Below are 22,066 nucleotides of genomic sequence, written 5' to 3'. Positions count from 1 at the left end.
ACCATCCTTTTAATATAGTGACTCGATATACGTTCTAGTGTCTTGATCGACCTCTTGAATGGTTTCAAGTCCTGGGTTTTCTATTAGCTTATGTCGCTTCATCGCTTGCTCAATCAGACTTTCAATCGTCAAGAAAGGAATCTTTCCTCCTAAGAATAGGCCAACTGCTGCTTCATTTGCAGCATTTAAAACCGTTGGCATCGTACCGCCTGCTTTGCCAGCTTCATAAGCGTATTGTAAACAAGGAAAGCGGTCAAAGTCCATCTTTTTGAAATGCAAGGCTGCTGCATCAGCCAGATTAAGCCTTTTTGCCGAAACAAGCGGCAGTCGGTCCGGATAGGTGAGTGCATATTGAATCGGCACTCTCATATCAGGTGTTCCCAGTTGAGCAATAACACTTGAATCATGGAATTCTACCATGGAATGAATGATGCTTTCCTGATGAAGCAGCACATCAATTTGCTCATATGGCAGATTAAATAGCCAATGGGCTTCAATAACCTCAAGCCCTTTATTCATCATGGTAGCTGAATCAATGGTAATCTTTGCGCCCATTGACCAGTTCGGATGGTTAAGTGCGTCCCGAACGGTTACATTCGTCAGCTCCTCGCGTGTCTTATCCCGGAAGCTTCCGCCAGAGGCAGTGATAATCAATCGTTCGATATTTTTGCTTTTCTCCCCTTGCAGCGCTTGGAAAATAGCCGAGTGCTCACTATCTACTGGAAGAATGGGTGTCCCATACTTTTCTGATGCCGCCATAACGATATGGCCGGCTGTGACGAGAGTTTCCTTGTTTGCAAGGGCAATCGTCTTCCCGGCTTCCATTGCTTTCATCGTAGGAATTAATCCAATGCTGCCCATGACAGCATTTACGACCACATCGCCTTTATGGTACACAGCTGTCTCAATCAGCCCTTCATCTCCATGCATGATGATCACATTCTGAAACTCACTCTTTAAACGGTCAGCATCCTCTTTGTTGAGAACGGAAACCAATTCAGGTTTGAACTCTCTTACAATTGCCCGAATTCCATCAATATTCCGCCCTCCTGATACAGCCGTTAGTTTAAATTCTTCAGGGTGATTTCGAATGATATCGATTGTCTGCATGCCAATCGAACCTGTTGCGCCTAGCAAATTGATGTTCTTCAAAACTAATCCTCTCCCAGCATGTCTCCTATAATATCGTTAAAAGATGAAGAAGTGCAGGATTGGCAGGACAAACAGCAAGCTGTCAAACCTGTCCAATATTCCGCCATGACCCGGCAATATATTGCCGGCATCCTTCACACCATAATGTCTTTTATAAGCAGATTGCACAAGGTCGCCTAATTGGCCGAAAACGGCAATCAAGAGCGCGACAATAATCATCTTACCTATATTGTAATCCAATACATTGAAGAAATAGAACAAAATCGATGCAATTATCGCACATGTAATTCCGCCAAAGAACCCTTCAACCGTTTTGTTCGGGCTAATCTCAGGCCAAAGCTTCCTTTTTCCAAGTGAACGGCCGACGAAATAAGCACCTGAATCCGTTACCCAGATTGTGACGAGTACAAATAAGATTGTCGCAAGTCCTGCTTCTCCTGCTCTCGTATGGTAGAAATAATAAAAGGAAATTCCTATGTATAGTACTGACAGCAGCAAAAATGCCGCATCATCATATGTGAAAGCATTTTTGGAGATAACCGTGACAATTAGCAGCAAGAATGCGCCAATAATGAATAAATCCATTTTGTCATATTGAATCATCGAAAAGAACGAATCAAACTCATCCGGAATGAGCAATACCCATAGCATCAGGAATGACAACAGGGTAGATATCGTCATCAACGGGAGCTTTTTCATCTTAATCAGTTCATAAAGCGCAATGGTAGCCATCGCGTAAATTAAGAACAGAAAAGGCAGATTTCCATAGATTAAGATTGGCAAAAACAAGGCCATTGCAATGACTGCCGTAATAATTCTTTGTTTCATGTCTTATATCCTCACCTTCAACATTAGACTCCGCCAAACCTTCTTGAACGTCCTTGAAATACCTCCAAAGCATCAATGAAATGATCAGCATCAAAATCCGGCCATAGTACGTCCGTGAAATAAAATTCTGTATAAGCGAGCTGCCAGAGCATGAAATTGCTCAACCGAATCTCTCCGCTTGTACGGATTAAAAGATCAGGATCCTTCATGCCGCTCGTCATTAAGTAGCTTGAAAAACGGTCCTCAGATAGATCTTCAGCTGTAAGCTTCCCATCTTCTATATCCTTGGCAGCCTGCTTAATTCCTTCAAGTATTTCAGCACGGCTTCCGTAGTTCAGGGCAAAATTCAGCACAAGCCCATCATTATCCTTCGTCTTTTCAAGCGCTGTCGAAACCGCCTTAACCGTATGCAAAGGCAGCCGTTTTTGGTCGCCCATTATTTGGACCCTTACATTCTCCTCAATCAGCTCTGGCAGAAAGGTCCCGAGAAACTCTTCAGGCAGCCGAAGTAAATAATCGACTTCATCCTTTGGTCGTTTCCAGTTCTCTGTGGAAAAAGCATATACGGTCAATACTTTTACACCCAGCTCATTAGCTAGCTTGGTTGTCCTTCTAACCGTCTTCATTCCTTCATGGTGGCCGGCAATTCGTGGTAATGCACGTTTTTTAGCCCATCTTCCATTCCCGTCCATAATGATGGCAATATGCTCCGGTACCTCTCCTTGCTTAACGCGTTCCATTCGTTCATTTATGGTCAGCTGGTCTTCTTTCTTTTTTTCTTTCTTCCATCGAAACATGTTTTTTCCTCCACCAGGTTCACCGTGCGAACCTGTTTATGTGTATGTATTTCATAAACCATTACAATCATACCATAATTATATATCATGAACATTGTGCATATAAAAAGATTGTATAACCGCTACTTACATACAGGTCTATCTACATTATAGGCTAAAGCCCCAAATCTACTCTGTATATGATAAATTTTGTCCTGCAAGGACAATTTGATATGAAAAAGCCCCTTTTCTAAAAAAAGGGGCTCTCACTGATTTAGATCAATCAGACTTCCATAATTTCCTTTTCTTTATCTTTAGCCATTTGATCGATTTTTGCAATATGCTCATCTGTCATTTTTTGAACATCTTCAGAATAGCCGCGGTGAGCATCTTCTGTGATATCGCCATTTTTCTCGAGCTTCTTCAAATCGTCATTTCCATCACGGCGAACATTACGGATAGCAACCTTTGCTTCTTCCGCTTCTTTCTTCACTTGTTTAACAAGATCGCGGCGGCGTTCTTCAGTTAAAGCTGGTACACTCAAGCGAATGATGGACCCGTCATTGACAGGGTTCAGCCCTAAATCAGATTTAAGAATGGCTTTCTCGATATCACCAAGGATGGATTTATCATAAGGCTGAATCACAAGCATACGAGCTTCTGGTACGCTAATAGAAGCCATTTGGTTAATCGGTGTTGGAGCACCATAATAATCAACCGTTAATCGGTCCAGCAATGATGCGCTGGCACGACCGGCACGAATAGAAGCCAGCTCACGTGAAAATGCTTGAATGCATTTGTCCATTTTTTCCTTTGTATTAGAAATAACTTGCTTTGCCATTATTTATTCCCCCTAACAACAGTCCCGATAGTTTCGCCAAGTACGGCGCGCTTAATATTTCCTTCTTCCATAATTGAGAAGACGATTAGTGGAATATCGTTATCCATGCAAAGTGATGACGCAGTTGAATCCATGACCGCCAAACCATCCTTGATTAAATCAAGATATGATAATTGGTCAAACTTCACAGCATTGCTGTCTTTTACCGGATCAGCGCTGTATACGCCGTCAACATTGTTTTTGCCCATAAGGATAACATCTGCTTCGATTTCAGCAGCTCGTAAAGCTGCTGTTGTATCAGTGGAGAAATAAGGGTTGCCTGTACCTGCTGCAAAAATAACAACACGGCTCTTTTCTAGATGACGAATGGCTCTGCGTCTAATATAAGGCTCTGCAACCTGACGCATTTCAATGGATGTTTGCACACGTGTTCCAATGCCCTGCTGTTCTAGGCTGTCTTGTAGAGCAAGGGAATTCATGACAGTCGCAAGCATACCCATGTAATCCGCAGTTGCACGGTCCATGCCCAGCTCGCTTCCCGTCTTCCCTCTCCAAATATTGCCCCCGCCAACGACAACGGCTACTTCTACGCCCAATTCAGCTACTTCCTTTACCTGTTTCGCAATGGAAGAGATGATAACCGGGTCAATCCCGAAGCCCTGCTGCCCTGCGAGAGCCTCTCCACTTAACTTTAATACAACTCTTTTATACTTTACGCTGCTCATATAAACCTCCACCAATGTTAAAGTAGGAACCAATTATATCGTCCATAATTATTTTCCCATACATCTCAATTCTTGTGCAAAAAATCTTCTTGGAAAGAATACTTTCCATCTGCTTAAAGAAGAATTCTTGAAAAATAGGGAACACAATGTGTTCCCTATTTCATCTTCTTGCTGTATCTGCTTTAGATTAATTAGTCTTTTTTAACTTGGCTCATTACTTCTTCAGCGAAGTTATCTTGTTTCTTCTCGATACCTTCCCCAACTTCGTAACGAACGAATTCTACGATTGTAGCACCGTTAGCTTGTACATATTGACCAACTTTTTGATCAGGGTTTTTAACGAATGTTTGATCCAATACGCAGATTTCTTCGAAGTATTTGCCAAGGCGTCCTTCAACCATCTTCGCAACGATTTTTTCAGGTTTGCCTTCGTTTAACGCTTGTTGAGTCAATACTTGACGCTCATGTTCTACTTCTTCAGCAGTTACTTGGTCGCGAGAAACGTATTTAGGGTTTAGAGCAGCGATGTGCATAGATACATCTTTCGCTACAGCTTCATCAGCAGAACCTTCGATGATTGTCAATACGCTGATACGTCCGCCTTGGTGAATGTAAGCACCGAATGCGCCGTTTTCAGGTTTTGTTTTGATTTCGAAGCGGCGAAGTGTGATACGCTCTCCGATTTTAGCGATTGCAGCATTGATGTGATCTTGAACAGTCGCACCATTTTCCATTGTTTGTGTAAGAGCTTCTTCAACAGATGCTGGTTTGCTTGCTAATAGGTGAGCAGCCAATTCTTTTACAAGAGTTTGGAACGCATCGTTTTTAGCAACGAAGTCAGTTTCAGCGTTTACTTCAAGGATAACAGCTTGTTCGCCGTCTACAACGATAGAAGTTAAGCCTTCAGCAGCGATACGATCGCCTTTTTTAGCAGCTTTTGCGATACCTTTCTCACGAAGGTAGTCGATTGCTTTATCCATATCTCCGTTTGTTTCTTGAAGAGCTTTTTTGCAGTCCATCATACCTGCACCAGTTTTTTCGCGTAATTCTTTAACCAGTTGAGCTGTAATAGCCATTTGGTCTTCCTCCTTTAATTGTCCATAAAATCAGTATGTAGCAGTATAAGTTGACGTATACACTGCTTCTTTATTTCAAAAAAAGGTGATAAAAGGCACCATCCTCTTATCACCTTTAAAAAATCAATTAAGCATTTTCTACTGTAGTAGCTTCTTCAGCTTCTGCAGGAGCTTCAACTTCAGCTGCTTCTGCAACTGGAGCTGTTTCTTCACCTTGTTTACCTTCAAGAATAGCGTCAGCCATTTTTCCAGTAAGCAATTTAACAGCGCGGATTGCATCATCGTTCGCAGGGATTACATAATCGATTTCATCCGGATCACAGTTTGTATCAACGATACCAACGATAGGGATGTTCAATTTGTGTGCTTCTGCAACAGCGATACGCTCTTTGCGTGGGTCGATGATGAACAATGCATCAGGGATTTGTTTCATATCCTTGATACCGCCAAGGAATTTTTCAAGACGTTCTTGTTCTTTCTTCAATTGAATAACTTCTTTTTTAGGAAGTACTTCGAAAGTGCCGTTTTCTTCCATTTTTTCGATTTCTTTCAAACGTGCAATACGTTTTTGGATTGTTACGAAGTTAGTTAATGTACCGCCCAACCAGCGTTGGTTAACGTAGTACATACCAGCGCGAGCTGCTTCTTCCTTAACGGAATCTTGAGCTTGCTTTTTAGTACCAACAAATAGCATTGTGCCGCCATCTGCTGCTAGGTCTCTTACGAAGTTGTAAGCTTCTTCTACTTTTTTAACCGTTTTTTGAAGGTCAATGATGTAGATACCATTACGCTCCGTGAAGATATATTTTTTCATTTTTGGGTTCCAACGACGAGTTTGGTGCCCGAAGTGTACACCTGCTTCAAGCAGTTGTTTCATTGAAATAACAGACATGTTTCTTCCTCCTATGGTTTTGTTTTTTCCTCCGCTTAAATCATTTTCAGGCTGAAACTGCCTCAAATGGCAGCACCATCAGTCCAAATCAATAAGCGTGTGTAATAACACCATGAAATAATATAGCATACTGTCATCTTACAATCAAGCCTTATTCATTCATTTTGATCAAAAGTTCGATTTCCGTTTTGCCTCTGCCCATTACCTTCGCAATTTGCTCCACGGTATTGCCTTGGCCCTTTAGCCTCAGTGCCTGAAGGAGGAGAAAGTTCTCTCTTGAATTCTCAGGCAGCTCTCTCTCCTTTTCCTCAGCTGACAAATCTGCCGCACCCTCTTCTTTGCTTATCTGTCCTACATCTGCTTTCTCCACAAGAGCGGCCTTCAGCCTGCCATTATCCTCCTTCATCTCAACTAAGAAAGCTGTAAGCAGATTCTCTATATTCTCTGTGTTGGCATGCATGTTTTCTTCCATCTGGAACAGCCGGTTTTGCCGGAGATATAAGATAATAATTGCCAGGATAGCAGCCAGATTTACCATCATGCTCACGATTAGTACTAATACCATCTACCCTCTCACCCCGAATAGTCTTTTTTCCCTTAATCAACGGATAAACGGATGAGGTGTTTTCCTCCTCCGCTCCGCCCCTTATTTGATGATTGGCAGCTCTATCATTCGTCTGAATCGCCTAAAGGTGAAACCTCTGACGTTATAAAGGATGAACAGAGATCTCCCTTCCGCTTTCCGTAAATCTGACAGATTTAAAGATTTGATTCAATGGCTTCGTATACTTGCCAATCTGAATATGTACATTTGGGTAACAAATACCATGAACGATAATTTCAGCATCCATTTCGTTCACACCGTATTCCAGCCGCAGCCGTTCCTCCCTTATGCCAGACAGCTCCTGCTCAAGCACTTCCCTTGTTCTTTGCTGCTTCTTAAGAAGGATTGTCTCCCTGACTCCAACTGTTCCCGTTTCCTGTCTCATCACTTCAAATTTCGCTGCAATCATCGTCAGCTTCGAAATCGTTTCAAACAACTGCTTTGCCCGCATGTCTAATTCTGATTTATGCCGTTCAATCGCCTCTGTTTGTCCGATATGAATCAGTGTGTGTGCATAATGGATGTTGCCCGCATCTCGGATTTCCACTCCTTTAACAGCTTGAATAGCTCCTCCAATTAACTGGCCCCTCCTGCACCGTATCAAGCCATAGGAGGTCACTTGGCTGTGCAGGATATAATGTTTGACCTCAATATCACCAAAAGCGAGCACATTTGCTCGATTAATATAGAGGGATTTAAGCGTAGCTCCTGCTCGAATTTGACAATCCTGTTCACCCGATATGCCCCCTTGAACATAAATGGAGCCATCCGCCTGTATATCCGAGCCTTCAATGAGACCGAAAACCTTCAAATCTCCTCCAACGCGTATTTTATAGCCCGGCGGAACATTGCCTTTAATCGTTACATTTCCGATAAATTCAATGTTTCCGACTGATAAATCTAAATCACCGTCTACCACATAAACAGGATTGACTTGAATCACATTCCAATTAAAGCTTACCTCACCATCTGAAACGGCCATGATTTCATTTCCGTGCTGAATGACATTTAGACCAAGCGTTATGGCAGCCGGCTTGCCTCTCCTAGGAAGGAGGCGGTTTCCGTATATATCTGTCCCGCACACACCCTTTTCTGGGTCTTTTATCGTCGCGATACGGTCCCCTGTTTGGACAGACGGGATATGAATGACATCTCGGAAATCAGCTCCTTCTTCTCTTCTCTCAAGCTGGGGAGATACATGAAAAATAACCCTTCCGTCCTTCCCGTTGATTGGTTGTTTTCCGCGTGCAACGAGAAAAGGCTTCAAGCTGATGTCTCCATGGCATAGGCGTACTAGCTCATCTTTCATGATTCCTGCTGTGATTCCTTGGTCATTCAGCCATTTTTCCACTTCTTCAGGCGACTCCCTGATTATGACATCTTGTTCGATATGTACCCATGCCTTCATTCGATCTCTTGATACCGTTAACGTAAATGGAATATCCACCCTGCATCCTCCACCTATAGATAGACTGATTTCTGCAATACATTGCGCAGCTTGAACAATGCACGTGAATGAATCTGCGATATCCTTGAAGTAGAAAGATTGAGAATTTGTCCAATTTCAGTCAATGTCAGCTCCTTATGATAGAACAGGTCAAGCACCAATTGTTCCTTCTCCCCTAATGTCTGGATTTGCCTTCCCATTTCAGCGATTGTTTCTTTTTTCATAAGCGCTTCCTCAGGAGATACGGCTTGCTCATCCTTTACAATAAAGGTTTGTACTTCCCCTTCCTGGTGCTCCTTTGGCTGGTCATCCATGGAGAGAACATTCGCAAAGAAATTTTCATTTACAACAGAATTGACCTCCTCCTCTGCCATACCCAATTCCTCTGCCAGCTCTGCCATGGAGATATTCCTCATTTTCTTCTGTTCAAGCTGTTCAATGGTTGCTTCTATTAGCTTGGCCTTCTCCCTTGTGCTTCTTGGAAGCCAATCCTCTTTTCTAAGCCCGTCAATGATGGCACCGCGTATCCGAAAGGAAGCATATGTTTCAAACTTCAGGTCGCGGGATAGATCGAATTTTTCCAGCGCATCAAAAAGCCCCATCAATCCAAGGCTGCGAATATCATCTCTGTTAACGCTTTTAGGCAGATTCACAGAAATCCGCTGAACATGATAATTCACTAAAGGCAAATACTTCTTCGCCAATATATCTCCAGCCTGCTCATCACGGCCATCAAGCCAAGCATGCCAACACTGCTGTTCCTCACAAACATTTACTTGAGGCACCATGCGTTCCCCCCTGCAACTTTTTATCTATTTTTTCACATACGTCTCATTCATGAAGCCTTCTATCCTTTTAAGAATGAATCATAAACAATAGCTCCTGCACATCAACCATCCATACAGGCTTGCCACCAAGAATCGCCTTCCCTGAAATACGGGCATCAGCTTTAGATTCAAGAGGTTTAACAGCTATTTCCTGCTGTCCAATACATTCATCCACCGCAATAGCCGCCAGCTTATTTCCCTTTTGAATAACCAAGACAGCAGCTTTTCGTGTATCCTTCAATGATGAGCTGCACAGACCAAATACTTCCCCAAGATGGATGATTGGAATGGATTCCCCTTGATAAATCATGCTAGATCCGATTCCAGATTCGTCATTGGCACCTTCAATCATGAGACAGTCAATAACCGAGATAAGCGGAAAGGCATATGTCTCTGACTTCGTTTTCACGAGCAGGGCTGGAAGCATGGAAAGGGTTAGCGGTAGTTTAATCGTAAAGCGAGATCCTACGCCCCGCATCGACTGGACCATCACTTCACCGCCCAAGGATTCAATCATGGTTTTTACTGCATCAAGCCCCACTCCACGTCCGGAAATATCCGATATTTGCTCGGCCGTTGAGAATCCAGAAGCAAATATTAGCTGGAGTTTTTCTTCCGCACTCATCCTATCTGCCTGAATAGAAGACACAATCCCCAGTTCAGCAGCTCTTCTTACAATCACCTCTTCATCAATGCCTGCACCATCATCCTCGATTTCCACCATGACATCATTCCCGCTGTTATAGGCGCGAATAGCAATAGTTCCCTCAGATGGTTTACCTGACTGTTTTCTTGTTTTGGGATTTTCAATCCCATGATCAAGGGCATTTCTTAAGAAATGCAGCACAGAATCCCCAACTTCATTAATAATAGAACGATCAATTTCAGTTGCAGCCCCTGTTATTTCCAGCCTGACCTCCTTATCTAATTCCTTCGATAAGCGTCTAACCATCGCTGGAAAACGATTAAAAATGCCCTCGGCAGGTACCATTCGCATATTCAGCAGGATGCTCTGCATTTCTGCCGTCGTACCCGCCATGCCAGAAACAGCCTCTATCAACCGTGGATGATCAATCTCCTGAGCTAGCTTTTCTAGCCTGCTGCGGTAAATGATTAATTCCTCGAATGCCGACATTAGTCCATCTAGTCTCTCAATATTGACGCGTATCGATTTTTGGATTGGTTTATCGAGTATGTTCAGCCTTTCAGAGTGTTCTTTCCTAGCAACAGGAGAACTCTCCAAAAGCTTATTTAAAGAGATTGGGCGGATTCTGACCCTTTCGACCTCAGCGATGTCCATGATCTTTTCATGCACCTGTGCGATATCTTTCTTTGATGTAATAGTGGCCGTAAACATCCTTTCGAAAGGCTTCTGCTCCAAATCAGCTGCTGCAGGGACTGCACGAATAATCTCCCCCATGGATTCAAGCAGCCGAAAAACCAACAGAGCACGTGCTGCTTTCATTTGGCAATCCTCTCTTAAGGAGATTTCCAGATGGTAAACATTGAATTGCCGCTTTACTGCCTCTTCCATAACGAATCGTTCATGGCTTGCATATTCAAAGTGAGCTATGCTGCGCCCTTCTTTTGCTGGTGCAGCTTCTTGATGATGGATTGTCTCTGATCGGCCACCGCTGGAGTTTTGAGACTCCAATACAGCGGCACGTGACTGGACCGTACCGTCACTCCCCTTCTCTATCAATAAAAGCTTCTTTTCCAGAGCATCTAACATTTGGAATATAGAATCGAGTAAAACAGGTGTGACAGGAAGTCGCCCGTGCCGAATTTCATCAAGGACATTCTCCATTTCGTGGGTTAACTGTGTGATATCTTCAAATTCCATCGCAGCAGCCATCCCCTTTAATGTATGGGCTGCACGAAATATTTCATCTACCAATCTATGATTATTTGGCTGCCTTTCCAGCAGAAGCAGCTGATGATTGCATACTTGCAAGTGTTCCTTGCTCTCTTCAATAAAAATATCTAGATATTGGCCCAAATCCATTCATACTCACCCTTCCACATACGAAAAATCTCGTATCTGCCATTTCTACTGTCTAATAAAGAGATATCCTCTCACCTTGCTCATAAAGGACAACTCTTGACCAGTCCCTTTGTTTTCATTTCCTAAATAGGATTGTTGTAATTGTTTAAGTGCCGTGCTCGCCCGTGCTTTTGGTTCCAGTTCCAAAAACGGAACTTGCCTCAATACCGCTCTGCTGACACTGCTGTCATCCGGAATAACTCCCAGACTTGAGACATCCTTATTCAGGAATTTTCCGGCAGCACCTGCGAGCCTGGTCAATACCTCCTCGCCATTCTTATAGGAGGGAGCACGATTACAAATCAGATAAAAAGGAATATCAGCTGCCTGCTTCGTCAAAAATTTCATCATTGAATAAGCATCCGTAATGGCTGTCGGCTCCGGTGTCGTGATAATGAAGACTTCATTCGCCGCTATCATGAATTGAAGAGACTGGTCAGACACTCCCGCTCCCATATCCATCAAAATATAGTCATAACGCCCAAGAATTTGTTCAAATTCAGCACTGAACCGTTCAAAAAGCCGATCACTAAGGGACAATAATTGCGTTAAGCCTGTTCCGCCCCCAATATAATGGACACCACCAGGACCTTGTTCGATAATACCTGTTAAAGGAACACCCCTTTCGAAGTGGTCGGCAATTGTATATCGATTTGATTTTCCGATTAAAAGATGGATATTTCCCATCCCAATATCAAAGTCAATGACCAGCACCCTGTACCGTTCCTGCGCCAGCCCAACAGCGAAATTGATGGAGAAATTGGACTTTCCAACGCCGCCTTTTCCGCTTGTTACGGCAATGACCTTCCCTCGTTTCCCATTATGCTCCTCTAATCTTCGTCTCAGCATATCAGCTTGATCGGACATGCTCTCTTCCTCCAAAAACCATATTGATGATATTTTCCGGAGTTGCTGCTTGTATATCATCCGGTACATCCTGCCCATTCGTTATGTATGCAACGGGAGCAGAGTAATTCATAATGAAATTAATCATTCCGCCTAAGCTTTCTGTTTCATCTGTTTTCGTAAAGATCAGGCCATTGATATTCATGAGATCAAATTGCTCGTAAATCTTGTTCATATCCTCTTCCTTAGCAGTCGCCGCTAAAACGAGAAAGGTCTCCAGATTTAAGTCAAAATCAATGATTTTCATCAGTTCTTCAACATAGACAGAATCTCGGAAATTCCGGCCGGCTGTATCTATAAATACATGGTCATAATGAGCAAAACGTTTAGATGCCTGAACGAAATCCTCCAAATTATAGGCAACCTCCAAAGGGATTCCCAATATTTGTGCATATGTCCGTAATTGCTCAATGGCAGCAATTCGATAGGTGTCTGTTGTGATGAAGGCAACTTTCCTTTGCTTATTCAACATATATTCTGCCGCTATCTTCGCTATGGTGGTTGTTTTACCTACACCAGTAGGACCGACTATCGCAATGTATTTCCGGTTCGATTCACCGCGAGGAGCAGAGAAGACTTGAAGCCTCTCTATCATGATTTTTTTGGCCAGCTGCTCAATGTCTTCCTCCGCCCATTCAGCATTGGCTAATGAACGCTTCCATTCCTTAAGAAGCAATGGCATCAGATCGTCCAGCAGCCTGCTGCCAAGGCCCCGTTCTTGAAGCCGTGAGTATATGACTTTCAGTTCTTTCGGATACCATTCATACTTGTCAGGGGACTGATTCCTGGACATATTTTCCTGCAGCAGTCCCTGCATCTGTTTTAATTCCTTTAGAATCCGCTCTGACTCAATCGAATCCTCCTTTTTTACGGTATATCCTCCAGACGGAATGGTTTCTGGTGCTGGCGGCTTTTCATCGATGGCAGCTAGCACCTCCAGGCTTTTTTTCTTGAAAAGGCCGAAATATCCAGAGCTTTCGACCGTTTTTGAATTCAAGATAACGGCATCAGATCCTATTTTAGAACGAATTTGTTCCATGACCTCCTGCATGTTACTGCCAGTAAATTTCATGACCTTCATTCCATATTCACCACCCCTATTGCTTGCACCTCAATATTTGCTTCAAGCTCGTTATAAGAAAGCACCGGAAGCTGCGGGAAGTATCGGTCAATCAGTTGGCGGACATACATCCGGACAGCCGGAGAACACAATAGCACCGGCAATTGATCGAGAAGCGCATTCTCTTCAAGCCTTGTCCCTATCGATTGCAGGATTTTCTGTGAGGAATCCGGATCAATAGAGAGATAGCTTCCATGCTCTGTTTGCTGAACACTATCTGCAATCGCCTTCTCCGCTTTCCCTGATAAGGTAATAACCTTTAAGCTCTCCCCAGAGACGTATTGACTCGTTATTTGTCTAGCAAGCGCTTGCCGTACATACTCAGTCAATACATCCGGATCGTTGCTTACCCTTCCGAAATCAGCTAATGTCTCAAAGATAATCGGCAAATTGCGAATGGATACTTTTTCCTTCAAGAGCTTAGCCAATACCTTTTGGATATCCCCAACAGCCAGCGGGGAAGGAGTGACTTCCTCCACTAGGATTGGTGCTGTTTCCCTTAAATGCTCGATTAATTGTTTCGTTTCCTGACGACCAATGAGATCATAAGCATTTGCCTTAATGACCTCGGTAATATGTGTGGAAACGACAGAAGGAGGATCAACAACCGTATAGCCGAGCATTTCGGCGTATTCCTTCGTTTCTTCTGTAATCCATTTTGCCGGAAGCCCAAACGAAGGCTCCACTGTATCAATCCCTTCCACCGATTCATCATCCATCCCAGGAGCCATGGCCATATAATGATCAAGAAGAAGCTCTCCCCGTGCCATTTCCGCCCCCTTAATCTTCAGACGGTATTCATTCGGCTTCAGCTGAATATTGTCACGGATACGTACGACCGGGATCACAAGACCGAGTTCAATGGCCAATTGCCTCCTGATCATCACGACACGGTCTAAAAGATCTCCCCCTTGGTTCGTATCCGCAAGCGGGATAAGCCCATAGCCAAATTCGAATTCAATTGGATCAATACTCAGCAAGCTGATGACACTTTCTGGACTTTTCATTTCATCCGTATCCGTTTCCTCTTCTAAAAACACTTCTGCTCCATCCTGTATCTTCTGTGCATCATTAGCCTTATAGGCACCAAGCGCGAGCAGCCCTGCAATTAAGAGGGTTAAAAACAAATTAATAGGAGTGAAAATTCCAAGAAGAAGAATAGTCCCTGCTGCTATGTATAACATTTTCGGATAAGCGAATAATTGACCTGTAATATCAGAAGCCAGGTTCCCATCCGAGGCCGCACGGGTGACAATGATTCCGGTTGCGGTTGAAATCAGGAGCGCCGGGACCTGACTGACGATACCATCACCAACGGAAAGCAGGGAGAAATGAACGGCTGCTTCGCCGAAGCTCATATCCATCTGCATAACCCCAATGACCATCCCAAAGATCAGGTTAATCATGACAATGATGATGCTCGCAATCGCATCCCCCTTCACAAATTTGCTTGCGCCGTCCATCGAACCAAAGAAATCGGCTTCGCGGGATATTTTATCCCTACGCATCCTCGCTTCCTGTTCAGATATCATGCCGGCATTCAAATCAGCGTCAATGCTCATCTGTTTCCCTGGCATGGCATCAAGCGTAAAACGGGCAGCAACTTCTGCCACACGCTCAGAGCCCTTTGTAATGACAATAAACTGAATAATAATCAAGATGAGGAAGACGACAAGACCGACCACAACTTGTCCGCCGACAACAAAGCTTCCGAACACTTCCACAACTCCCCCGGCATCTCCGTGTGTGAGAATTGCCCTTGTTGTGGATATATTTAATCCAAGCCTGAATAAGGTCAACAACAGCAGCAATGATGGAAATATCGAGAATTGCAATGGTTCCTTCGTATTCATGGATGTCAATAATACTAATAAGGCAAGAGATATATTGACCATGATCAAAAAGCTTAAAAGCCATGTCGGAAGCGGAATGATTAACATAGCCACTACCATAATGACGGCTATTAGTACCGTTAAATCCCTTGCTCTCATATGCTCTCTCCCCTAACCTTTCATAAACAAACTAACGTTCATGACGTTTTGCCTTTCATTTTATATACATAGGCCAGAATCTCTGCGACCCCTTTAAAGAATTCCTCAGGGATAGCCTGGCCGACCTCCGCTTGACTATATAGAGCCCTGGCAAGCGGCCGGTTCTCCATCATGGGAACATCATTTTCTTTAGCCACGAGCTTGATTTTCTGTGCAACAAAATCCAGTCCCTTTCCGACAACGTACGGGGCATCCATCTTCTCATCGTCGTATTTCAGCGCAACGGCATAATGGGTCGGGTTGGTAATGACCACATCCGCCTTTGGAATTTCCTGCATCATTCTCGACATTGCCATTTCCTTTTGCTTTTGCTTGATTCGAGATTTTATGATGGGGTCTCCTTCCATTGTCTTGTACTCTTGTTTGATTTCCTGCTTAGACATCCTGATGCTCTTCTCATAATCAAAGCGCTGGTACAAATAATCCAGAGCCGCCAGAAATAATAAAGCTCCCGAAGCAAGCAATCCGGTCTTTACCGTTATGTCCGCAATCGTTGCGAGACTTTCTCCGATATTTTTATAGGATAGAAGCATAATCTCATCGAGTCTTTGCCAGATTGAATAAAAGGTAACCAGACCAATAATGAGAACCTTAAGTATGGACTTCAGCAATTCAACAATCGCTCTCATCGAAAAAATCCGCTTAAAGCCCTTAATTGGATTGATTTTCTCCAGCTTAAAGTGTATGGCCTCTGCCGAAAACATAGGACCCACTTGAATGAAATTAGCAAGAATGCCAGCGGCAAGGGCCGCAAGCATAATTGGTCCTATAACACTAATCATTTTGACCAGCACGCCGATAAATAGAATAGTAAGCCCATCAATCGTCAACTCAGATGTCTGGATCTCTTTAATCGGATAGACAAATAGATCAATTAATCGGTCTCGTAAAAATCCCCCGGTTATAGAAAGCAGAAGGAATACTCCAAACAAGACAATCGCCGTGTTCACATCCTGACTCTTAGCAGCCTGCCCTTTCTTCCTTGAATCCTGCCGTTTCTTTGGGGTTGCCTTTTCTGTTTTCTCTCCTGAGAAATATTGCAGATCAAGTTTCAGCCAATCCATGTTATGTACCTCCAAGCAAGTGCATCAATGTGCGCAGACCTTCCAAAATCGTACCGAGCAGATCCTTGACCAAAAAGAGCAGTCCGCTCATCATCACCATCAGCAGAATAAGACCGACAAGAATCTTCACCGGAAAGCCAATCACAAAAATGTTCATCTGCGGAACAGTTCTTGCCACGATACCTAGTGCGACATCCACCAAAAAGAGACTTCCGACAATCGGAATGGCCATTTGAAAGGCAATCAGAAAGGTCGCCAAAAATGATTCAACGACAAAGGTGAGCAGCCCCTCACTTCCAAATGACATAAAACCGCTGGTAAGAGGAATGAATTGATAGCTGTAGTAAATGCCGTCAAGCAATAAATGATGGCCATTGACCGAAAGCAGAAACAAGAGGGCAAATGTGTACAGATACTGCCCAGTCAGCGGTGTCTGCACACCGGTCTGCGGGTCAATGACGCTTGCCATTGAATAGCCCATCTGAAAATCAATCAATCCTCCTGCCATCTGTATGGCAGAAAGGAGCATGTAAGCAAAGAAACCGATTGCCAATCCTACGAGGCACTCCTTCAGGATCATCAAGAAATAAAGCATATCAATCTCATAGCCCGGTGATTGGACGGAATAATACATGATCCATGCTAAAATGGCACTGATGCCGATTCTATGCATAGCAGGTATGGTCCGGTATGAGAAAATGGGCATTGTTACGAAAAAGGCTGCCACCCGAACAAAAATAAGTAGAAATACACTGAATTTAGGTACGATTTCCGCCATTTTCTATCCCACAAATTTCGTTAAATTCGTAAAGATATCAAGCGTAAAAGACATCATTCTTCCAAGCATCCATGGACCGAAGAACACGATACCAAGAAGAACCGCCGCAATCTTTGGAATAAACGCCAAAGTCTGTTCCTGAATTTGAGTAGTTGCTTGAAAAATGCTTACAATCAACCCAATCCCTAATGCCAATATCAATAAAGGCGCACTTATTATGAGAACTGTCCACACACCTCTTTCCGCCAGTGTGATGACCGTTTCTGCTGTCATATATTCTTCACCTGCCTATAAACTCTGTAATAACGACTTAACCACTAAATGCCAGCCATCCACCATCACGAATAATAAAATCTTAAAGGGCAGAGAAATCATTGTTGGCGGCAGCATCATCATCCCCATGGACATGAGCACACTTGCAACAATCATGTCGATGACCAAAAAAGGAATAAAGATCATGAAGCCTATTTGAAAGGCTGTCTTCAATTCACTTATAGCAAATGCCGGAACAAGCGTTGTAAGCGGGATATCCTCAATGGAAGCAGGTGCTTTCGCTTTCGTATAATCCAAGAATAATTGCAGGTCAGCTTGTCTCGTATGCTTGGCCATAAACTCCTTCATTGGTTCAGCTGCGCGTGAATATGCCTCATCCAGCTTAATCTCATCCTTAAAGAGAGGCTGAAGCGCCTCTTCATTAACCTCAGAGAAGACTGGAGCCATCACGAAGAATGTGATGAATAAGGATAGGCCGATCAACACTTGGGTCGGCGGCATTTGCTGTGTTGATAAGGCTGTTCTGACAAAACCCAGCACAACGACAATACGCGTAAAACATGTCATCAAGATTAAGATACTTGGTGCAAGGGATAGGACAGTCAAGAGCAAAAGCAGCTTCACAGAAGTCGATACCGTACCGGGATCGCTTGCGCTGAATATGTTCATTACATCATTCATCCTGCCCGCTCCCCGTTTTCCTTAGATTCTCATACAGCACTTTCCGCTCTGCTTTCATGCCTTCAAGCTGTGCAGAAAGCTGACCCGCAAATGACTGTGTCTCAGTCCCTTGCATTCCCTTCCTGCCCTGAAGCCATTTTGGAGCAAAGCCTGCGGAGATTGGTTCACTGCTCTCATTAAACTCGTCTATCATTCTGTTATACTCTTTCTCATCATCAATCAAATCGAGCAGCTGGACGTTTTCACCGACTCCAAGCACAAGGATTTTTCCCCCTACGCGCACGACCTGAAGAGAACGATTACCTCCAAGAGGAGCTCCGCCCATATTTTGAATCATTTGCCCGCGGTGGAATCCCCGGCTCTTCTTACCCACGAATTTCAATAGAAGGAACAAAAGACCTATAACGAAAAGGAGGGCAAAAATCATTTTCATGACATCTCCCGCCGTGATACCGACCTTTTCTCCGTTTGCAGCCTCTTGTTTGGTCATATCTTGTCCAACTCCATCGTCATCCGCCTGGCTTGTCCCGTTTGATTCCTTGTTATGATAATATTCATCTACACTCTTGCTGCCGGCATCCGTTTCGGCTGCTATAGGGAGAGCCCCCCATAAAAGCAGCGAAAACGTCAGAATGATCAAGCCGGCTGCCTTTTGGCAGTCTTTCATAAGTTGCAGCACTCGAATCTTCCTTTCTATGATTAATCGAGCACCTTGCTGATGGCTTCAAGGACACGGTCAGCAGCAAACGGCTTCACAATAAAGTCCTTAGCCCCCGCTTGGATGGCATCAATAACTAGAGCTTGCTGTCCCATTGCGGAGCACATAATAATTTTCGCATCGGGATTGATCGCACGGATCTCCTTCAAGGCTGTTATGCCATCCTTTTCCGGCATTGTAATGTCCATCGTAACCAAGTCAGGTTTAATTTCTTTATACAGCTCAACCGCTTGCTTACCATCCGCACCTTCACCGGCCACATCATAGCCGTTCTTCACGAGAATATCCTTAATCATCATCCGCATAAATGCTGCATCATCCACAATCAATATTTTATGTGCCATTAAAATCACCCTCTTTATTTCAATTTTTTCAACCGGTCGCTTTGACTAATAATATCTGTCACACGCACCCCAAAATTCTCATCAATGACAACCACTTCACCAGTGGCAATCAAGCGCTTGTTCACGAGGATATCTACTGGTTCCCCTGCTAGCTTATCCAGTTCAATGATTGAGCCCGAGGAAAGGGAGAGAATTTCTTTAACCGAACGAGTCGTTCTTCCAAGCTCCACGGTGACCTGAAGCGGAATATCAAGGAGCATATCTAGATTATTGGCTTCCTGACCCATTAGATGACGTTCAGGGGTAAAAGACGAAAATTCTACTGGCTGAACATGCACTTCTCGCGTATGCTGTACTCTTTCCTGTTGATTTCCCATCGACTCGATATCGCTATAATAACTATGACTTGCTGCAGTCTCTGTCGTTGCTTGGTTGTATGCTGAATGAAGATTGCCAGAAGGAATCGGCTCCCTCATACTGTCATCTCCTTCGTTTATATTCTTTTGTTTTAGGCGATCATCTGCACCCGTTTCGGCAGACTCCCATGAATGCTCCAGCAATTCGTCTACCATGCCCCTGGCGAAATAAAGCGGCAAAAGCTGCATAATATGAGAATCTACCAATTGACCAATGGTCAATCGAAAGGAAACCTTCACAAGCATGTCTTCCTGTGGAAGAATTTCATGACCCGCCCCTCTAGGCAAATCCATGATGCCAATAGAAGGAGGAGAAATATCAATCCGCTTATTGAAGACTGTGGACATAGCTGTGGCGGCTGACCCCATCATTTGATTCATCGCCTCCTGGATGGCGCTTAAATGAATCTCTGACAATGGTTCTGCCGGAGCCGTGCCGCTTCCCCCAAGCATTAAATCTGCAATAATCATGGCATCCGACTGTTTGATCACAAGCAGATTAGAGCCTGTAAACCCTTCTGTATATTCGACCTCAACCGCCACATACGGCTGCGGGAATTCATCCACTAGGGATTCTTTGAGAATAAGTGAGACATTCGGTGTTGTGATTTCAACCTTTTGATTTAAAAGAGTAGATAAAGCAGTAGCTGAGCTGCCAAAGGAAATATTTCCTATCTCTCCAATTGTGTCCCTGTCCATGATGGAAAAATAATCTCCTATCATGGGAGAAGCCTCACATTCCTCATTTGTGTTTTTTAATAAGGCTTCAATTTCTTCTTCTGTTAATTTCTCATGATTCATCATCCTCGCCTCCTCCTAGGTGATTTTCTACTATTTGTACAGCCATTCTCTTATTGACTCTCCCCGCCTGTCCAAGGAACTTCGGCACTTCTCCTACTGAAATACTTAACGGCTTATCAATGGGATGCCTTAGTTCAATAACATCTCCTATGGTTAAATTCAAAAAATCCAACACAGAAATTTCTGTCGGTCCAAGCTCGGCTATGATGGGAAGTTCGGCCTTCTGAACCCGGTTTTCCAGCATTTGAAGCTCTACGGGTTCACGTTCTTTTTTGCTCGTCTGCATCCAGTAATGAACAGATAATTTCGGAATAATTGGTTCCAATACAACATGAGGAATGCAAATATTAATCATGCCGCTGATTTCCCCAATCGTGATACTGAAGGAAATGACCACGACTGTTTCATTTGGAGCTACCATTTGCAAGAACTGCGGATTAACCTCAAATTCTGAGAGGACAGGGTTAATATCCGCAATCGTAGACCAAGCTTCCCGCAGGTTCTCAAATGCACGCTCGAACAAATTAGACATGATTTTTGTTTCTATTTCTGTCAGGCTGTCGACCTTATTGACGCTGTCTCCTGTGCCGCCAAGCACCCGATCAAGCATAGAGTAGGCAATTCTAGGATTAACCTCCATCAAGATACGACCGTCAAGCGGCGGTACTTCAAACACATTCAGAATGGTCATTTTCGGTATGGACCTGATAAATTCCTCATATGGAAGCTGGTCTGTTGAAGTAACATTGATTTGTACATATGTGCGTAACTGTGCTGAGAAATACGTTGTAAGCAGACGGGCAAAATTCTCATGGATACGCGTAAGGCTGCGGATTTGATCCTTGGAAAATCGAAGGGCTCTCTTAAAATCATAAACTCTTACTCTCTTCTCATCTTCTTCTTTCTTAAGCTCATCAGCATCCATCTCCCCTTTGGTGATGGCAGACAATAAGGCATCAATTTCATTTTGGGATAACACTTCACTAGACAATACTTTCACCTCCTGCATTTCCGTCAACCGAGCATTGTTATTGGAGAATGGAGGATGTTGTATAAATTTGAACGATCCTTCCTTCTTGCATCAATCCATCGATTTGTTCTGTCAGCTTATCTTCTAAATCCTGCTTTGCTTTCTTCCCTTTCAGCTGATCAGCATCTATTTCCGATAATTCATTAATCACGATATCCTTAATTTGAAACTCTCTCTTCTCCAATTCTTCACGTGCTTTCTTTCCATCCGTCTCAATCATGAATGAGATTTGGATGAGTGTGTCATCATTTAAGTTAGTCGTTATTTCAGGCACCTCAACCGAATGCTTGATCACTTGCTCAATGCTGAGCTCCTCTTGACTCTCATTATTTATGTATTTTATATAATAGAAAACTGCCCCTGCACCAAGCAGGATGATTACGGCCATCAATATAGCCCCAGCAGCCATCAGCTTATTTCTCACTATCCAGAACCTCCTCTTGCGGCACCTTCAAAAGATTAACTTGCCTGTAAAAATTCATGACAGAGTGAACGAGCATTTTCTCATCATCTGCAACCACCAATTTCTTGCCGTTTGTCAATGTCAAGGTTGTATCTGGATTTGACTCAATTGATTCAATGTAAAGAGCATTTAAGTAATATTCTTTTCCATTCAGCTTTCTAACTTTAATCATATGTACAGGGCTAAAGCAGCCTTCAGCCCTTTCCTCC

Annotated in this window: 24 protein-coding genes; all 24 read right to left on the bottom strand. The window is 43.6% G+C overall.

Features of this window, described 5'->3' with window-relative positions; genetic code table 11:
- Positions 1 to 9: 9 nt before the first annotated feature.
- A complete protein-coding gene (dxr, locus tag ACY8DX_RS07675) occupies positions 10 to 1,152 on the bottom strand; it encodes a 1-deoxy-D-xylulose-5-phosphate reductoisomerase (protein ID WP_462406485.1) in 1,143 nt (380 codons plus the stop codon).
- A 36-nt stretch (positions 1,153 to 1,188) separates the two neighbouring features.
- Positions 1,189 to 1,980, bottom strand: coding sequence for a phosphatidate cytidylyltransferase (locus tag ACY8DX_RS07670; protein WP_049671400.1), 792 nt, complete (start codon positions 1,978 to 1,980; stop codon positions 1,189 to 1,191).
- Between the two features lie 23 nt (positions 1,981 to 2,003).
- A complete protein-coding gene (locus ACY8DX_RS07665) occupies positions 2,004 to 2,777 on the bottom strand; it encodes an undecaprenyl pyrophosphate synthase (protein WP_049671401.1) in 774 nt (257 codons plus the stop codon).
- Between the two features lie 262 nt (positions 2,778 to 3,039).
- The gene (gene frr, locus ACY8DX_RS07660; protein WP_462406484.1) at positions 3,040 to 3,597 is read right to left on the bottom strand and encodes a ribosome recycling factor; all 558 of its coding nucleotides are present in this window, start codon (positions 3,595 to 3,597) and stop codon (positions 3,040 to 3,042) included.
- Positions 3,597 to 4,322, bottom strand: a complete 726-nt coding sequence (gene pyrH, locus ACY8DX_RS07655) for a UMP kinase (protein ID WP_049671403.1) — start codon at positions 4,320 to 4,322, stop codon at positions 3,597 to 3,599. Before pyrH ends, frr begins: the two co-directional genes overlap by 1 nt.
- Before the next feature lie 191 nt (positions 4,323 to 4,513).
- Entirely contained in the window at positions 4,514 to 5,398 is an 885-nt protein-coding gene (tsf, locus tag ACY8DX_RS07650; RefSeq protein ID WP_049671404.1) for a translation elongation factor Ts, read from the bottom strand.
- A 127-nt stretch (positions 5,399 to 5,525) separates the two neighbouring features.
- Positions 5,526 to 6,290, bottom strand: a complete 765-nt coding sequence (gene rpsB, locus ACY8DX_RS07645) for a 30S ribosomal protein S2 (protein ID WP_049671405.1) — start codon at positions 6,288 to 6,290, stop codon at positions 5,526 to 5,528.
- A 151-nt stretch (positions 6,291 to 6,441) separates the two neighbouring features.
- The gene (locus ACY8DX_RS07640; RefSeq protein ID WP_462406483.1) at positions 6,442 to 6,855 is read right to left on the bottom strand and encodes a hypothetical protein; all 414 of its coding nucleotides are present in this window, start codon (positions 6,853 to 6,855) and stop codon (positions 6,442 to 6,444) included.
- Between the two features lie 142 nt (positions 6,856 to 6,997).
- Positions 6,998 to 8,341, bottom strand: a complete 1,344-nt coding sequence (locus tag ACY8DX_RS07635; RefSeq protein ID WP_462406482.1) for a FapA family protein — start codon at positions 8,339 to 8,341, stop codon at positions 6,998 to 7,000.
- Between the two features lie 14 nt (positions 8,342 to 8,355).
- Entirely contained in the window at positions 8,356 to 9,129 is a 774-nt protein-coding gene (locus ACY8DX_RS07630; protein ID WP_462406481.1) for a FliA/WhiG family RNA polymerase sigma factor, read from the bottom strand.
- A 67-nt stretch (positions 9,130 to 9,196) separates the two neighbouring features.
- Positions 9,197 to 11,173 (bottom strand): chemotaxis protein CheA, encoded by a 1,977-nt coding sequence (locus ACY8DX_RS07625; protein WP_462406480.1) that lies wholly within the window; start codon positions 11,171 to 11,173, stop codon positions 9,197 to 9,199.
- A gap of 45 nt (positions 11,174 to 11,218) precedes the next feature.
- Positions 11,219 to 12,079 (bottom strand): MinD/ParA family protein, encoded by an 861-nt coding sequence (locus ACY8DX_RS07620; protein WP_462406479.1) that lies wholly within the window; start codon positions 12,077 to 12,079, stop codon positions 11,219 to 11,221.
- Complete coding sequence (gene flhF / locus ACY8DX_RS07615) at positions 12,063 to 13,199, bottom strand: flagellar biosynthesis GTPase FlhF (protein WP_462406478.1); 1,137 nt, start codon at positions 13,197 to 13,199, stop codon at positions 12,063 to 12,065. Before flhF ends, ACY8DX_RS07620 begins: the two co-directional genes overlap by 17 nt.
- Complete coding sequence (flhA, locus tag ACY8DX_RS07610; RefSeq protein ID WP_462406477.1) at positions 13,196 to 15,229, bottom strand: flagellar biosynthesis protein FlhA; 2,034 nt, start codon at positions 15,227 to 15,229, stop codon at positions 13,196 to 13,198. The genes flhF and flhA overlap by 4 nt, the downstream gene beginning before the upstream one ends.
- Positions 15,230 to 15,267: 38 nt before the next feature.
- The gene (gene flhB / locus ACY8DX_RS07605; protein WP_462406476.1) at positions 15,268 to 16,353 is read right to left on the bottom strand and encodes a flagellar biosynthesis protein FlhB; all 1,086 of its coding nucleotides are present in this window, start codon (positions 16,351 to 16,353) and stop codon (positions 15,268 to 15,270) included.
- Position 16,354: 1 nt separating this feature from the next.
- Positions 16,355 to 17,131 (bottom strand): flagellar biosynthetic protein FliR, encoded by a 777-nt coding sequence (gene fliR, locus ACY8DX_RS07600; protein ID WP_462406475.1) that lies wholly within the window; start codon positions 17,129 to 17,131, stop codon positions 16,355 to 16,357.
- A gap of 3 nt (positions 17,132 to 17,134) precedes the next feature.
- Positions 17,135 to 17,404, bottom strand: coding sequence for a flagellar biosynthesis protein FliQ (gene fliQ / locus ACY8DX_RS07595; protein ID WP_462406474.1), 270 nt, complete (start codon positions 17,402 to 17,404; stop codon positions 17,135 to 17,137).
- A gap of 15 nt (positions 17,405 to 17,419) precedes the next feature.
- Positions 17,420 to 18,085 carry a flagellar type III secretion system pore protein FliP gene (gene fliP / locus ACY8DX_RS07590; protein WP_462406473.1) on the bottom strand — a complete coding sequence of 222 codons (666 nt, stop codon included), beginning with the start codon at positions 18,083 to 18,085 and terminating at the stop codon, positions 17,420 to 17,422.
- Entirely contained in the window at positions 18,078 to 18,764 is a 687-nt protein-coding gene (locus ACY8DX_RS07585) for a flagellar biosynthetic protein FliO (RefSeq protein ID WP_462406472.1), read from the bottom strand. The genes fliP and ACY8DX_RS07585 overlap by 8 nt, the downstream gene beginning before the upstream one ends.
- Positions 18,765 to 18,784: 20 nt before the next feature.
- On the bottom strand, positions 18,785 to 19,147 hold the full coding sequence (locus ACY8DX_RS07580; RefSeq protein WP_049671417.1) for a response regulator: 363 nt from the start codon (positions 19,145 to 19,147) through the stop codon (positions 18,785 to 18,787).
- A gap of 14 nt (positions 19,148 to 19,161) precedes the next feature.
- Positions 19,162 to 20,367: a flagellar motor switch phosphatase FliY gene (fliY, locus tag ACY8DX_RS07575; RefSeq protein ID WP_439803043.1), complete on the bottom strand. Its 1,206-nt coding sequence runs from the start codon at positions 20,365 to 20,367 to the stop codon at positions 19,162 to 19,164.
- Entirely contained in the window at positions 20,354 to 21,355 is a 1,002-nt protein-coding gene (fliM, locus tag ACY8DX_RS07570; RefSeq protein ID WP_462406471.1) for a flagellar motor switch protein FliM, read from the bottom strand. Before fliM ends, fliY begins: the two co-directional genes overlap by 14 nt.
- A gap of 37 nt (positions 21,356 to 21,392) precedes the next feature.
- Positions 21,393 to 21,818, bottom strand: coding sequence for a flagellar basal body-associated protein FliL (gene fliL, locus ACY8DX_RS07565; protein ID WP_439803041.1), 426 nt, complete (start codon positions 21,816 to 21,818; stop codon positions 21,393 to 21,395).
- A complete protein-coding gene (locus ACY8DX_RS07560; protein WP_049671421.1) occupies positions 21,808 to 22,029 on the bottom strand; it encodes a flagellar FlbD family protein in 222 nt (73 codons plus the stop codon). Before ACY8DX_RS07560 ends, fliL begins: the two co-directional genes overlap by 11 nt.
- Between the last annotated feature and the right edge of the window lie 37 nt (positions 22,030 to 22,066).

It is taken from the genome of Gracilibacillus sp. Marseille-QA3620, assembly GCF_054950035.1.
Note: the sequence above shows the minus strand (reverse complement) of the source record. Positions and strands in the feature narration are given on the sequence as shown.

Coding starts and splice junctions, on each gene's coding strand:
- fliY (WP_439803043.1), bottom strand. CDS start 20,367: ATGATGAATCATGAGAAATTAACAGAAGAAGAAATTGAAGCCTTATTA.
- ACY8DX_RS07670 (WP_049671400.1), bottom strand. CDS start 1,980: ATGAAACAAAGAATTATTACGGCAGTCATTGCAATGGCCTTGTTTTTG.
- fliQ (WP_462406474.1), bottom strand. CDS start 17,404: ATGACAGCAGAAACGGTCATCACACTGGCGGAAAGAGGTGTGTGGACA.
- fliP (WP_462406473.1), bottom strand. CDS start 18,085: ATGAATGATGTAATGAACATATTCAGCGCAAGCGATCCCGGTACGGTA.
- tsf (WP_049671404.1), bottom strand. CDS start 5,398: ATGGCTATTACAGCTCAACTGGTTAAAGAATTACGCGAAAAAACTGGT.
- ACY8DX_RS07630 (WP_462406481.1), bottom strand. CDS start 9,129: ATGGTGCCTCAAGTAAATGTTTGTGAGGAACAGCAGTGTTGGCATGCT.
- ACY8DX_RS07580 (WP_049671417.1), bottom strand. CDS start 19,147: ATGGCACATAAAATATTGATTGTGGATGATGCAGCATTTATGCGGATG.
- rpsB (WP_049671405.1), bottom strand. CDS start 6,290: ATGTCTGTTATTTCAATGAAACAACTGCTTGAAGCAGGTGTACACTTC.
- ACY8DX_RS07620 (WP_462406479.1), bottom strand. CDS start 12,079: ATGTCCGATCAAGCTGATATGCTGAGACGAAGATTAGAGGAGCATAAT.
- frr (WP_462406484.1), bottom strand. CDS start 3,597: ATGGCAAAGCAAGTTATTTCTAATACAAAGGAAAAAATGGACAAATGC.
- fliR (WP_462406475.1), bottom strand. CDS start 17,131: ATGGCGGAAATCGTACCTAAATTCAGTGTATTTCTACTTATTTTTGTT.
- ACY8DX_RS07560 (WP_049671421.1), bottom strand. CDS start 22,029: ATGATTAAAGTTAGAAAGCTGAATGGAAAAGAATATTACTTAAATGCT.
- flhA (WP_462406477.1), bottom strand. CDS start 15,229: ATGAGAGCAAGGGATTTAACGGTACTAATAGCCGTCATTATGGTAGTG.
- ACY8DX_RS07640 (WP_462406483.1), bottom strand. CDS start 6,855: ATGGTATTAGTACTAATCGTGAGCATGATGGTAAATCTGGCTGCTATC.
- pyrH (WP_049671403.1), bottom strand. CDS start 4,322: ATGAGCAGCGTAAAGTATAAAAGAGTTGTATTAAAGTTAAGTGGAGAG.
- ACY8DX_RS07625 (WP_462406480.1), bottom strand. CDS start 11,173: ATGGATTTGGGCCAATATCTAGATATTTTTATTGAAGAGAGCAAGGAA.
- flhB (WP_462406476.1), bottom strand. CDS start 16,353: ATGGATTGGCTGAAACTTGATCTGCAATATTTCTCAGGAGAGAAAACA.
- flhF (WP_462406478.1), bottom strand. CDS start 13,199: ATGAAGGTCATGAAATTTACTGGCAGTAACATGCAGGAGGTCATGGAA.
- ACY8DX_RS07665 (WP_049671401.1), bottom strand. CDS start 2,777: ATGTTTCGATGGAAGAAAGAAAAAAAGAAAGAAGACCAGCTGACCATA.